This is a genomic window from Pseudomonas sp. NPDC089734, assembly GCF_044748865.1.
Lineage (GTDB): Bacteria > Pseudomonadota > Gammaproteobacteria > Pseudomonadales > Pseudomonadaceae > Aquipseudomonas.
On record NZ_JBIVGV010000004.1, the window covers coordinates 178,097 to 190,782 of the forward strand.

The 12,686-nt window shown below is 60.4% G+C and carries 11 protein-coding genes; 8 read left to right on the forward strand and 3 right to left on the reverse strand.

All coding sequences use genetic code 11. The features are described from left to right. Positions 1 to 477 precede the first annotated feature (477 nt). From ACIPY9_RS07330 to ACIPY9_RS07365, 8 genes are all read left to right on the forward strand, one after another. Positions 478 to 1,527, forward strand: coding sequence for an NAD(P)-dependent alcohol dehydrogenase (locus ACIPY9_RS07330; protein WP_400698723.1), 1,050 nt, complete (start codon positions 478 to 480; stop codon positions 1,525 to 1,527). A gap of 162 nt (positions 1,528 to 1,689) precedes the next feature. Further along, positions 1,690 to 2,919 (forward strand): MFS transporter, encoded by a 1,230-nt coding sequence (locus ACIPY9_RS07335; RefSeq protein WP_400698726.1) that lies wholly within the window; start codon positions 1,690 to 1,692, stop codon positions 2,917 to 2,919. 54 nt (positions 2,920 to 2,973) lie between these two features. Then, complete coding sequence (locus ACIPY9_RS07340) at positions 2,974 to 3,867, forward strand: LysR family transcriptional regulator (RefSeq protein ID WP_400698729.1); 894 nt, start codon at positions 2,974 to 2,976, stop codon at positions 3,865 to 3,867. A 166-nt stretch (positions 3,868 to 4,033) separates the two neighbouring features. Beyond that, positions 4,034 to 4,528: a (2Fe-2S)-binding protein gene (locus tag ACIPY9_RS07345; RefSeq protein ID WP_400698732.1), complete on the forward strand. Its 495-nt coding sequence runs from the start codon at positions 4,034 to 4,036 to the stop codon at positions 4,526 to 4,528. Beyond that, positions 4,528 to 6,792 (forward strand): molybdopterin cofactor-binding domain-containing protein, encoded by a 2,265-nt coding sequence (locus tag ACIPY9_RS07350; protein ID WP_400699090.1) that lies wholly within the window; start codon positions 4,528 to 4,530, stop codon positions 6,790 to 6,792. The genes ACIPY9_RS07345 and ACIPY9_RS07350 overlap by 1 nt, the downstream gene beginning before the upstream one ends. 28 nt (positions 6,793 to 6,820) lie before the next feature. Then, positions 6,821 to 8,170, forward strand: coding sequence for a c-type cytochrome (locus ACIPY9_RS07355; protein ID WP_400698734.1), 1,350 nt, complete (start codon positions 6,821 to 6,823; stop codon positions 8,168 to 8,170). 46 nt (positions 8,171 to 8,216) lie between these two features. Next, entirely contained in the window at positions 8,217 to 9,191 is a 975-nt protein-coding gene (locus ACIPY9_RS07360) for an XdhC family protein (protein ID WP_400698737.1), read from the forward strand. Between the two features lie 61 nt (positions 9,192 to 9,252). After that, positions 9,253 to 10,158: a LysR family transcriptional regulator gene (locus tag ACIPY9_RS07365; RefSeq protein ID WP_400698739.1), complete on the forward strand. Its 906-nt coding sequence runs from the start codon at positions 9,253 to 9,255 to the stop codon at positions 10,156 to 10,158. Positions 10,159 to 10,168: 10 nt separating this feature from the next. On the opposite strand, the gene ACIPY9_RS07370 is transcribed toward ACIPY9_RS07365, so the two are convergent. The 3 genes from ACIPY9_RS07370 to ACIPY9_RS07380 are packed head-to-tail and all read right to left on the reverse strand — an operon-like array spanning position 10,169 to position 12,683. Then, positions 10,169 to 10,918, reverse strand: coding sequence for an ABC transporter ATP-binding protein (locus ACIPY9_RS07370; RefSeq protein ID WP_400698742.1), 750 nt, complete (start codon positions 10,916 to 10,918; stop codon positions 10,169 to 10,171). Beyond that, positions 10,915 to 11,757 (reverse strand): ABC transporter permease, encoded by an 843-nt coding sequence (locus ACIPY9_RS07375; protein ID WP_400698745.1) that lies wholly within the window; start codon positions 11,755 to 11,757, stop codon positions 10,915 to 10,917. The genes ACIPY9_RS07370 and ACIPY9_RS07375 overlap by 4 nt, the downstream gene beginning before the upstream one ends. Then, positions 11,757 to 12,683 (reverse strand): aliphatic sulfonate ABC transporter substrate-binding protein, encoded by a 927-nt coding sequence (locus tag ACIPY9_RS07380; RefSeq protein ID WP_400699093.1) that lies wholly within the window; start codon positions 12,681 to 12,683, stop codon positions 11,757 to 11,759. Before ACIPY9_RS07380 ends, ACIPY9_RS07375 begins: the two co-directional genes overlap by 1 nt. Between the last annotated feature and the right edge of the window lie 3 nt (positions 12,684 to 12,686).

A 12,686-nucleotide genomic window follows, 5' to 3' on the forward strand; every position in this document is an offset into this window, starting at 1 on the left:
CCTATTCCATGGGAGGTTCTGAGAGGTCGATGTAGACGATATGGCTATAAATGAATTTATTTAAATAACATTATTGAATAACCATATTCGGCAGGAAGCCCACATGGGGTTATGAATCTGGCTCATGGGCGCATGCAAGGCTGCAAGGGGTTAGCGGTAAACCCGCGTCATTATCATCGGACGCTTGTTCTGCTGCGTCTCGACATCGGATCGAGAGGCGGGTGCTGGCATTCACTCCAACGACCGGAAGGGCATATATGCAATACACCGTGACACTCTCCCGAGAAACCCTGGCAAGACTCGATGAAATCTGGCCCGGTCCGGGAGGTGAGGCACCCCAGGCCTATGCCTGGTAAGGGCGATTCATCACTTTGATTCATGGCTACATGCGCTCATGTGGTGATGATCGGTCCCGCTTGGCTGCGTACAGTAACCGCATGTTTCAACTGTTTTGCAATCTGTGAAGGAGAATCCTGGATGACAGTGAAAGCGTATGGCGCACATGGCGGTGACCAGCCTCTGGAGGCCATGGACATCACTCGCCGCGCCGTCGGCGCACATGACGTGCAGATCGATATCGCCTATTGCGGCGTTTGCCATTCCGACTTGCATCAGGCACGGGGCGAGTGGGGTAACACTCAGTATCCCTGTGTGCCGGGCCATGAAATCGTGGGTCGGGTCGCAGCCGTGGGTGCTCATGTTTCCAGCGTACGGCCTGGCGATCTGGTGGGGGTCGGTTGCATCGTCGACAGCTGCAAGCAATGTGAAGACTGCGATGCCGGGCTGGAGAACTATTGCGACGGCATGATCGGCACCTACAACTTCCCGACTGCCGATGAACCGGGCTGGACCCTGGGCGGTTACTCGCAACAAGTGGTCGTGCACGAACGTTATGTCCTGCGTGTCAGCCATCCCGAAGCGCAACTGGCGGCAGTGGCGCCATTGTTGTGTGCCGGTATCACTACGTATTCGCCGCTACGTCACTACAATGCAGGCCCCGGTAAAAAGGTCGGGATTGTGGGGATCGGCGGGTTGGGGCATATGGGCATCAAGCTCGCCCACGCCATGGGTGCCCATGTCGTGGCCTTCACGACATCGGAATCCAAGCGCGAAGCCGCCAGGGATCTGGGGGCCGATGAAGTGGTGCTGTCGTCCAGTGCCGAGGAAATGGCTGCACACGCGAAAACCTTCGACCTGATCATCAATACCGTGGCCGCTCCGCACGATCTGGATGCCTTCCTGACATTGTTGAAGCGTGACGGCAATCTCACACTGGTGGGCGCACCGGCTTCGCCGCATCCATCGCCTGCGGTGTTCAACCTGATCTTCAAACGTCGTGCCATTGCCGGCTCGATGATCGGTGGCATTCCGGAAACCCAGGAAATGCTCGATTTCTGTGCCAGGCACGGCATCGTTTCCGATATCGAACTGATCAAGGCCAGTGAAATCAATGAGTCTTATGAGCGGATGCTCAAGGGCGACGTCAAATACCGCTTCGTGATCGATTCCGCGACGCTCACCGCCTGATCGCTCCCTGGCAGGTTCGCCCTGTCGACAAGCTCTGCCCAATGCGCGGGGCTTTTTTCCCAATCTGCTCCAGCGTGCCCGAGCTCCGTTTTGTGAGGCCATGTCGTGATTCACGGCATTCGGCCTGACAGACCGGTGCGCGGTATTAATCCGAGAAAAAACATGAACACCCAACCCGTTTCAAACAGCCCGGACGCTTCCGAAGGGAAGGCCGCATGGGGAGCCGTGCTGGCCATGTCCCTGGGGGCATTCGCACTGGTTTCCTCCGAATTCATGCCGGTGAGCCTGCTGACGCCCATCGCCACGGATCTTTCAATCAGCGAAGGCCAGGCGGGGCAGGCGATATCCGTTTCCGGCGCCTTTGCCCTGATCACCAGCCTGTTCATCGCCAGCGTTGCCAGACACATCGATCGCAAGGTGCTGCTGTTGTCGCTCACCTTGCTGATGATCGTGTCAGGCACCGTCGTGGCCTTTGCGCCGAATTATTATGTGTTCATCGGCGGTCGCGCTCTGATCGGCATCGCGATCGGCGGATTCTGGTCAATGTCGGCAGCCACGGTGATGAGGCTGGTGCCGGATGACAAGCTTCCCAGGGCATTGGCCATTCTCAATGGCGGGAATGCACTGGCGACGGTGATTGCTGCGCCCATGGGCAGTTTTCTGGGGGGCATCATCGGCTGGCGCTGGGCATTTTTTGCCGTCGTGCCGCTGGCAACAGTTGCTCTGTGCTGGAAGTTGCGGACACTTCCTGCCATGAAATCCAGGCCTGCCAAGGACGCCAGCAGCTCGTTGACGCTGCTTAAGTACTATCCGGTAGCCATCGGAATGGCGGCTGGCAGCATCTTCTTCATGGGGCAGTTTGCACTGTTCACTTACCTGCGTCCCTTTCTGGAAACCGTGACCCACGTCAGCGTCTCGATGCTGTCCATCATGCTTCTGCTGATGGGCGTGGCGGGCTTTATCGGCACCATGCTGATCGGGCATTTCATCAGGAAGGGTCTCTACAGGACGCTGGTTGCCATTCCGTTACTCATGTCTGTCATCGCTGCGCTGCTCATGACACTGGGCGACTCGGTCGTGCTGACAGCGACACTTCTGGGTATCTGGGGACTCACGGCTACGGCAGCGCCTGTCGGTTGGTGGACCTGGCTGGCCAGAACCCTGCCGAACGATGCGGAAGCGGGCGGTGGGCTGTTTGTTGCAGTGGTGCAACTGGCAATCACGCTGGGGGCAACGGTGGGTGGGGTTCTGTATGACATGAGCGGTTACAGGGCCACGTTTGGCGTGAGTGCGGCCTTGTTGATCCTGTCCGCTGTCCTTACGGTGTTGACCGCACGCGCCGTCACCCATGAAACCCGTGTCGAACCGGCCAGTCCTTTGCCTGGCCATTGAAGTTCCGGCCCGAGTGATTGCTACAATCGGGCCATCACCCTGACGGTATTGATAATGGCTCGTGAGCATTACAGCGAAATTCTGGCATTGATTGCCGTGGCACGTGAACGCAGCTTTACCCGGGCGGCGGCCCAACTGGGGATTTCCCAGTCGATGCTGAGTCACACCATTCGGGCGATGGAAAGCCGACTGGGTGTTCGTCTGCTGACCCGGACCACCCGCAGCGTCTCGGTCACCGAGGCCGGCGAGCAACTGCTCAGGGTTGTCACCCCAAGGCTTGAAAACATCGAGGCCGAGCTACGGTTTGTGGCCGACATGGGCCAGTCGCCTATCGGTACGTTGCGCATCACGGCCACGGACCATGCCATCGACACGCTGCTGTGGCCCAGGCTCGCGCCCGTCCTGCGTGACTTCCCCCGGCTCAAGGTGGAAATGCACTCCGACTATGCCTTTACCGATATCGTGGCGGGCAGGTTCGACTTCGGCGTGCGGCTGGGGGACGGGTTGTCAAAGGACATCTCGTCCGTGTGCATCGGTCCGAAGCTGACGTTTGCCATGGTCGCTGCGCCGGATTACCTGAAAACCCATGGCCTGCCCGAAACGCCTCAGGCCCTGGCCGACCATGATTGCATCAACCTGCGCCTGCCCACCAACGGCAATCTGTACGCCTGGGAGTTGAGCAAGGATCAGCAAGAGATAGCGGTTCGGGTGGAGGGACGCCTAGTGTTCAACGGTATCTATCAGGTCCTGAATGCTGCGCTGTCAGGCGATGGCCTGGCGTATGTGCCGGAAAATCTGGCACAGCCTCATCTGGATGCGGGGCGTCTGGTCCCGGTCCTGCAGGACTGGTGGTGCTCGTTCGATGGTTATCACCTGTACTACTCGACGCAACGCGAAATATCACGGGCCATGCAGGTCGTGATCGACGCTCTGCGTTACCCCGACTGATGTCGATTTATCAATCCAGTTGCTGGCGGCTATCAATTTACCCATGGTCGTTATCGCGTTTCCCCATGGTAGCGTTGTGAGAGCAGTCATATGCGTCACGCTGTCGCGTACTGACGACGCACATTTTCGGGAAAAAGGGGCTACCCCCTAGCAGAGGTCGATCGCCATGGAGCTTCAGATTAACGACAAGACCTATCAGGTCGATGCCGACGCCGACACGCCGCTGCTGTGGGTCATTCGTGACGAGCTTGGCCTGACCGGCACCAAATACGGTTGCGGTCTTGCCCAGTGTGGAGCCTGTTCGGTAATGGTCGACGGTTTTGTGGTGCGCTCCTGCGTCACCCCCATTGAAGGCGTGATCGGACGCAAGATCACGACCATCGAAGCCATCGAGCAAGACAGCATTGGCAAGCGGGTGGTCGAAGCCTGGGTCAAGCACCAGGTTCCCCAGTGCGGTTATTGCCAGTCCGGGCAAGTCATGGCGGCAACCGCGTTGCTCAAGCACACCCCGCGTCCCACCGACGAACAGATTGAAGCGACCATGATCAATCTGTGCCGTTGCGGTACCTACAACGCTATTCGCGGTGCCATGCATGAGCTGGCCGCGCCTGCCGCAAGCACGGCGTTCTACAATGCCGCCGCTGACAGGGAGCAAGCATGATGGCCAATCTGTTCGGCAAGTCCGCCCCGGAAACAGCATTTCCTGACGCTGAGCCCGTCAACATTTCACGCCGCCGGTTCCTGGTCGTATCGGCCGGTACGGTCGCCGGCGCACTGGTGATCGGTTTCGGTATTCCGCTGGGAAGCGGCAGGGTACAGGCAGCCGCCATTGCTGCGCCTGAAGTGCGGGGCACGCGCGTCCCTGCATTCCTGGAAATCCGTCCTGACAACACCATCCGCCTGCAAAGCCCCTTCATCGAGGGCGGGCAGGGCACGTTTACCGCCATGGCACAAATTGTCGGCGAAGAGCTGGATGCCGATCCGGCCACCTTCATCGTTGAAAACGCGCCACCTGGTGCTGACTTCGTGGTGCTGGAAAACGGCATGCGGATCACCGGCGGCAGCATGTCGGTACGTTTGAGCTATCCCGTCATGCGTCGCCTGGGGGCACTGGCGCGCAGCATGCTGCTCCAGGCCGGCGCGGAGCAGCTGGGCGTGCCGGTCAGCCAGCTCACGACCGAACCGGGCAAGGTCATTCATGCGGCCTCGGGACGTTCGCTGACTTACGGCGAACTGGCCGAGCGTGCCATGGACTTGCCGGTGCCCGATCCTGAGTCCGTGAAACTGCGCGATCCGAGCCAGTTCCGCTGGATCGGCAAGCCTGTCCAGCGCCTGGACGCGCACCAGAAGTCGACAGGGCAAACGACCTACACCATCGATGTGGCTGTCGAAGGCATGCTGCATGCCGCCGTTCAGCATGCGCCGCGTCTGGGCATGACCGTTGGCAGCATTCGCAATGCCGATCAGGTCAAGGCCATGAAAGGCGTGCACTCCTTGCATACACTGCCGGGTGCCGTTGCCGTCGTGGCCGAGCGCTGGTGGAACGCCAAGCGGGCGGTGGAAGCCGTGGTGGTCGACTGGCAGGAGGCTCCAGCCGGTTCTACCGCCCGCAACATGCCGGCGGACTTCTCCACCGAGGCCTTTCGCGAGCGCCTTGCCACCGATCCCGGTACACCGCGGGACGCGGAAGTCGAAGGCAACGCAGCACAGGTGTTGAAATCATCGAAGACGCTGGTTGAAGCGACCTACCACAGCCAGTACGTCAACCACGCACAACTCGAGCCGCCGTCTGCCCTGGCAAGGTTCAACCCGGATGGCAGCCTGGAGGTCTGGCTGCCCAACCAGGCCCCGGACATGTTCCTGAACGACATGGCCAAAAGAACAGGCCTCGATCCGTCGAAAATCACGCTTCACTCGCCGGTGCTGGGCGGTTTCTTCGGTCGACACTTTCTGTATGAGTCGGCCAACCCGTACCCGCAGGCCATTCAACTGGCCAAGGAAGTGGGACGTCCGATCAAGCTGATCTGGAGCCGCGAAGAAGAATTCCTGCGTGACGCACTGCGCCCCATGGCCGTGGTGCGTTTCCGTGGTGCACTGGATGCCAACGGTTTGCCTGCCGCACTGGAGGCGATCAGCGCTACCGAAGGCCCGACAGAAGCCCTCAGCAACAAACAAGGGGAGAAACTTGACCCCACGGCGCTGGAGGGGCTGACCAACAAGGCCTACGCCATTCCGAACCGGCGTGTGGCCCAGTTGTATGTGAAGAATCCGACGATGCTGGGCTACTGGCGTTCGGTGGGTAACTCCATGAATGACTTTCTCTATGAAAGCTTTCTGGACGAGTTGGCGGACAAGGGCGACCAGGACCCTTATGAACTCCGGATGCACTTGCTCAAAGGCAATGAACGGCTGACCAACCTGTTAAAGGCTGTCGGTGAACTGGCCGGTGGCTGGAAGCGCGGGCCTTTCACGGCGGAAGATGGCACCCGCAGAGCCCGTGGCGTGGCCATGGCTTCGCCTTTCGGAACGGAAACGGCGGTGATTGCCGAAGTCTCCATCGAAAACGGCAAGGTCAAGGTCCACGAGATCTGGCAAGCCATCGACCCGGGCAGCATCGTCAACCCGGCCATCGTCGAAGCCCAGGTCAACGGCGCGACGGCACTGGGCTTGTCTCAGGTCCTGCTCGAAGAAGCGGTTTATGAGAACGGGATGCCCAAGGCTCGCAACTACGACCTGTACCCGATATTGCCGCTGGACCGCATGCCACGCGTGCATGTTCGCATCGTGGAAAGCGGCGCAAAGATGGGCGGCATCGGAGAGCCTCCTTTGCCAGCCGTTCCTCCGGCGGTGGCCAATGCGGTTTCCAGGCTGACAGGCCAACGCATCCGCAGCATGCCGCTGTCGCGGTACACCTTCGAGAGCTGATCCGAGCCAGGCCACAAGGAAGCATTAAATGACTGACCGTCGATTCCGAAGCGTAATCGTCTTCGTGGCGCTGGCTTGCCTGATCGGGGCAGGTGGCGTCGCATGGTATGTAAATCACCAGCCTGCATCACCCTTCGATGCAGCCGGTACCGAAAAGCCCGCCGCTGACTGGGTGCAGCGTGGCGAATATGTAGCCAGGCTCAGCGATTGCGTGGCCTGCCACGGCACCGAGCATGGTGCGCCTTTTGCGGGTGGCCTTGAGATGGCGACCCCGTTGGGCTCTATCTTCGCCACCAACATCACACCGGACCCCAAGACCGGGATCGGCACCTACAGCCTTGCCGATTTCGACAGGGCCGTTCGTCATGGGGTTGCACCGGATGGGCGTCGTCTGTACCCCGCGATGCCTTATCCCTCGTACTCCAAGTTGAGTGACGACGATGTGAAGGCGCTGTATGCCTATTTCATGAATGCGGTAAAACCTGTCGCCCAGGAAAACAAACCCGGCGATATTCCCTGGCCCCTGAACATGCGCTGGCCTCTGGCATTGTGGAACATGGTCTTTACCGAGCCGGGCAGCTATCAGCCCAAGGCTCAGGCCGATGAGCTGTGGAACCGTGGCGCGTACATTGTCCAGGGCCCCGGGCATTGCGGCAGCTGTCATACACCACGAAGCCTGGCGTTCAACGAGAAATCGCTGACCGAGGCCAGCCCGACGTACCTGTCCGGCGCGCTGCTCGATGGCTGGTATGCGCCAAGCCTGAGACGCGACCCGAACACCGGCCTGGGGCGCTGGGACGAGGCCGACATCGTTCAGTTCCTGAAGACTGGCCGTAACAAGCATGCGGTTGTGTATGGCTCGATGACCGAGGCCTTCAACAACTCCACCCAGTTCATGACCGACAACGACCTCAAGGCCGTTGCCCGCTACCTGCAATCGCTTCCCGGCGATCCGCAGAGGGATGGAACGCCATGGCAGTATGCGGCATCCCCTGCAACTCATGAGCGCATGAAGGTTCCGGGTGCACAGACGTATGTTGCCAAATGCAGCTCGTGCCATGGCATGGACGGCAAAGGGCAGGGGCAATGGATTCCGCCGCTGGCTGGCGCGACCTCGTCCCTGGCCTTGCACAACGAGTCGGGCATCAATATCACGCTCAATGGCTCGATGCGTGTCGTGGCCAACGGCGTTCCCGATGCGTATCGCATGCCGCCGTTCCGCAATCAGCTGTCGGATCAGGAAATCGCCGATGTGCTGTCGTTCATACGGACTTCCTGGGGCAATGCCCGCGCAGCGGTGAACGCGAAAGACGTGGGCACCCTCAGGGAACGCACCGATCCGGCAAGCAGCAGCCCGATCATCCTGCAGATGCGTTGAGTGGATGCGGGGGAGGAAAGCGCCCCCGTTCGATTGAGTGAACCCCATGAAAAGTCTTGATGTGCAGGTCGTAGAAGATGCCTTGACGTGGCTTTCAGCCGGTGAGCCGGTATGGCTGGCCACGGTCACGGCGACCTATGGTTCTGCGCCCAGAAAACCGGGCTCGATGCTCGCCAGTACCGAACGAGGCACTTACAGGGGGTCATTGTCCGGTGGCTGCGTCGAGGAGGATTTCCTTGAAAAGGTCGTGACCGGGTTTTTCGCGAAGCACAACCAGATCGTCAGGTACGGAGAAGGAGGGCACACGCCCACGGTCGCGCTACCGTGTGGCGGGTCTCTGGATGTGTTGCTTGAGTACCTTGAACCTTCAGCGATAAATGCCGACTACCTCAAGGCCATCGCCGCCGCACTGTCGAGTAATGAACTGCTCTGTCGGGACGTCAGCCTGAGCGACAATAGCCGTGCCATTGTGGCTGCAACACCGGGCACACCCGCCATTCGCACGACAGCAGAGCAGGTCTCGATCCTGACGGGAGCTTCACCGCGAGTGATTCTTGCAGGCTATTCACCCGTTGCCGCCTTCTGTGGGCAATACGCCCAGTCAATGGGGTTCGAGGTGATTGTGTGCGACCCGCGCAGCGACCAGTTGCAACTGGCAACCGAGCAACTGCCCCAGGCCACTCATGTCCCGGTACTCCCGGCGCTGTACCTTTCAGACGAAACCTGTCACAAACGGACCGCCGTGGTGGCCTTGACCCATGATCCCAAGATGGATGATCTGACGGTCATGGAAGCGATCAGGACCCAGGCGTTCTATATCGGAGCAATGGGATCATTGCGCACGAGCGAACGCCGGAAAGAGCGTCTGGGCAGGATCGGCGGGCTGAACGAAAGAGAACTTGAGCGGGTGATAGCCCCCATCGGGCTGAACCTGGGCAGCAAGACTCCGCCGGAAATAGCGCTGGCGATCATGGCCGATATCGTTCGCATGAATAATGGCGTCGACAAGGCCAGGCTCTGACAGCAGCCAACTACGCTGTACGCAACACATCCTTTGTCAGCCGTTATCTGGATCATGAAATATGGAACACAGCATACTTCGGGGTTCCTTCACCGGAATAATTGCTTTCATTGCTGTTGCTCGCGAACAAAGCTTCACCCGTGCCGGCGCAAGGCTCGGCATTTCGCAAACCGCCGTCAGCCATGCCGTGCGCTCACTGGAAAAACGGCTCGGCGTACAGCTGCTGGTCAGAAACTCCCGCGCCGTGTCGCCGACAGAAGCCGGTGAACGGCTGCTGCGTACCGTGTCTCCCGAACTGGCAGAGATAGACGCCGACCTGCTGGCATTGACCGCGTTAGGCGAAAGCCCTGCCGGCAGCATACGGATCACTGCGTCGGACCATGCGATCCGTGAAGTCCTCATGCCGAGGCTGAAAAGCTTTTTCCCGAAATACCCCGGCATCAAGATTGAGCTCTCCGCAGACAATACGCTGACCGATATCGCGGCCGAGCAGTTCGATGCCGGTGTACGACTGGGCGGCACCGTGGCCCAGGACATGATTGCCGTGCGCATCAGCCCGGATGCCCGCTTTGCGGTGGTCGCCACCCGGCGGTATTTTGCCAGCCAGCCACAACCGCAAGAGCCGGCAGACCTGCTGCAACATAACTGCATCAATATCCGGCTTCCCACCTACGGCGGCCTGTGGGCCTGGGAGTTCGAGCGCGAAGGGCGTGAAGTCAACCTGCGTGTGGACGGGCAACTGACCTATAACAGCATTTACGACTGCCTGGACGCTGCCGTCGCCGGGTTGGGCGTTGCCTATGTGCCGATAGAAATGGCGCAGCCGTATATCACCTCGGGCCATCTTGTCAGCGTGCTCGAAGACTGGTGTCCGGTATGGCCCGGTTTCTACCTGTATTACCCCAGCCGCCGACAGCCATCCGGGGCCATGTCGCTGCTCGTTTCCGCGCTGCGACTGGACAGTTGAAGGCAGAGGATCAAATCACCCGCGCAGCGTGCAACGACTCCAGCGCCTGGCTGCGCAACCGGGCCAGGGTTTCGTCGCGGCGATCACGGGGGTAATTCAGCGGCACGCTCAGCTCCTTGATGACCGTACCGGGACGGTTGCCGATCACCAGCACCCGATGGCTCAGGTACAAGGCTTCATCGACGTCATGGGTGACAACCAGCAAGGCGGTCTGGTGTCGTTGAGCCAGGTCGAGCAGCAGATCCTGAAGCTTGAAGCGGGTGAACGCATCGACAGCACTGAAAGGCTCGTCCAGCAGCAGAAGGTGCGGCTGGCCGTAAAGCCCTCGGGCAATCGCGACGCGCTGGGCCATGCCGCCGGACAACGCCTTGGGCAACGCATCGGCAAAACCGGTCAGGCCGACTTCATCGATCAGCCGGGCCACCCGTGAACCGTCATAAACCTTGTCTTCACTGAAGCCGATGTTTTCGGCCACCGTCAGCCAGGGCATCAGCCGTGGTTCCTGAAACACAAAGCCCACTTCGCTGGGGCGCGTGCGCAATTCGCCGCGAAAGTCCTGATCCAGTTGTGCAACCAGTCGTAGCAGGGTGCTTTTGCCGCAGCCGCTGGGGCCCAGCAGGCTGACGATTTCCCCCGGTTGCAGGTTCAGCTCGAGCTGCCCGAGCACACTGGTATCCCCGAAGGCCTTGTGTTCGACCCGCAGGTCCAGCAGAGGCGAGGGTGTTGTGGCCGGTTGAGGGATACGATGAAACAGGGTCATGGTCGTGCTCCGGAGTCTGCGCCGTCGAAGGTATCGCGCCAGGCCAGCCAGCGTTTTTCAAGGCTGGCCAGCAAGCCGTCACTGAGTTTGCCAAGCAGGGCCAGGACGATGATCGCCGCCAGAACCAGATCCGGGCGCGAGGTTTCCCGACCATCGCTGAGCAGATAACCCAGACCGCGCGTGGCAGCGATCAACTCGGCTGCGACCAGGAACATCCAGCTCAGGCTCAGGGCGCTGCGAAGGCCGGTGAAAACGCCCGGAAAGGCTGACGGCAGGAGAATCCGTCGGGCCAGACGCGCACGTCCGAAACCATACATGCGTCCAACCTCGACCAGTTTGCGATCTATATTGCGGATGGCCGCGACGCCGTTGAGGTACACCGGAAAGAACGCGCCAATGGCAATCAGCGTGACCTTGGAGGTTTCGCCGATCCCCAGCCACAACAGCAACAACGGCACCCACGCCAGACTCGGAATGGCCCGCAGGCTGGCAAAGGTCGGCTCCAGCCAGGCCTCGGCTTCGCGACTGAGGCCGACCCAGGCAGCGAACAGCAATCCCAGACTGGAACCGATGAAAAAGCCTGCCAGTACACGGGACAGGCTTGCGCCAATGTGTTTCCACAATGCGCCGTCGGCCAGTTGGAACAATGTCTGCGCCACTTCGCTGGGGGCGGGCATCTGGTAGGAGGCGATCCAGCCCAGACGCACCACGGTTTCAAGCAGCAGAATGATGCCCAGCGGCAGGGCAAGGCCTTTGGCCCGACGTCGCCACTGAGGCGTCTGACTGGCTGGACGTTCGACCGGACTGGCCCCGGCCAGGGCTTTGCTGGACGTGCTCATCACTGAATACTGGCCTTGCCGAAGGAGGGATCGATCAATTGATCGATGACCTGATTGACATCGATCCCGCGCTTGACCAGTTCTTCGGACACCAGAATCGGCGCAGCGGCCTTGGACGCCGTGGCATCCTGTTCAGTCAGTTGCGGGGCAGAGAGGTCAGTGCGCGACAATTGCAGCCGGGCAACATCCAGCGGCAGTCTGGACTCTTCGGCTAACAGTCTCGCGAACTCATCCGGATGGGCAATGGCCCAGTGGCGCGCCTGCTCGTAGGCCTTGATGACCGTGGCGATCGTCTGCGGATGCGCCTTGGCGAAGGCTTCGGTGACACTGATGACGCCATAGCTGTTGAAATCCTTGTTGCGGTACAGCAGGCGCGAGCCCGCCTGCAATTCGCTGGCGGCCATGTGCGGGTCAAGGCCGGCCCAGGCGTCGACATCGCCTTTTTCCAGTGCCGTGCGTCCATCCGGATGCTGCAGGTGCAGCAGCTCGACGTCACGCTTTTCCAGCCCGACACTGGCCAGGGCGCGCAAGGTAAACAGATACGGGTCCGTGCCCTTGGTGGCGGCGATCTTCTTCCCTTTTAAATCGTTCAGGCTCTTGAGTGGCGAGTCCTTGCGCACCAGCAGCGCCGTCCACTCGGCCCGGCTGTAGACATAGACCGACTTGATCGGGCTGCCATTGGCCCGTGCCAACACCGCAGAAAGACTGGCCGACGAACCGAAGTCAGCGCCGCCACTGTTGAGGTATTCCAGCGAGCGGTTGCTGCCCTGGCTGAACACCCAGCTGACCTTCGAGTTCGGCAAAGCCTTTTCGACCCAGCCAAAGTGTTTGAGGACCAGACTGACCGGGGAGTAGTACGCATAGTCCAGGCGTACTTCTTCGGGCGCACGTTCGGCACGGGCGGATGGGTTCAAGGCCAGAGCCATCAG

Excerpts from the sequence above, each read along its gene's own strand:
- ACIPY9_RS07330 (WP_400698723.1), top strand. The coding sequence starts at position 478 with ATGACAGTGAAAGCGTATGGCGCACATGGCGGTGACCAGCCTCTGGAG.
- ACIPY9_RS07335 (WP_400698726.1), top strand. The coding sequence starts at position 1,690 with ATGAACACCCAACCCGTTTCAAACAGCCCGGACGCTTCCGAAGGGAAG.
- ACIPY9_RS07340 (WP_400698729.1), top strand. The coding sequence starts at position 2,974 with ATGGCTCGTGAGCATTACAGCGAAATTCTGGCATTGATTGCCGTGGCA.
- ACIPY9_RS07345 (WP_400698732.1), top strand. The coding sequence starts at position 4,034 with ATGGAGCTTCAGATTAACGACAAGACCTATCAGGTCGATGCCGACGCC.
- ACIPY9_RS07350 (WP_400699090.1), top strand. The coding sequence starts at position 4,528 with ATGGCCAATCTGTTCGGCAAGTCCGCCCCGGAAACAGCATTTCCTGAC.
- ACIPY9_RS07355 (WP_400698734.1), top strand. The coding sequence starts at position 6,821 with ATGACTGACCGTCGATTCCGAAGCGTAATCGTCTTCGTGGCGCTGGCT.
- ACIPY9_RS07360 (WP_400698737.1), top strand. The coding sequence starts at position 8,217 with ATGAAAAGTCTTGATGTGCAGGTCGTAGAAGATGCCTTGACGTGGCTT.
- ACIPY9_RS07365 (WP_400698739.1), top strand. The coding sequence starts at position 9,253 with ATGGAACACAGCATACTTCGGGGTTCCTTCACCGGAATAATTGCTTTC.
- ACIPY9_RS07370 (WP_400698742.1), bottom strand. The coding sequence starts at position 10,918 with ATGACCCTGTTTCATCGTATCCCTCAACCGGCCACAACACCCTCGCCT.
- ACIPY9_RS07375 (WP_400698745.1), bottom strand. The coding sequence starts at position 11,757 with ATGAGCACGTCCAGCAAAGCCCTGGCCGGGGCCAGTCCGGTCGAACGT.
- ACIPY9_RS07380 (WP_400699093.1), bottom strand. The coding sequence starts at position 12,683 with ATGGCTCTGGCCTTGAACCCATCCGCCCGTGCCGAACGTGCGCCCGAA.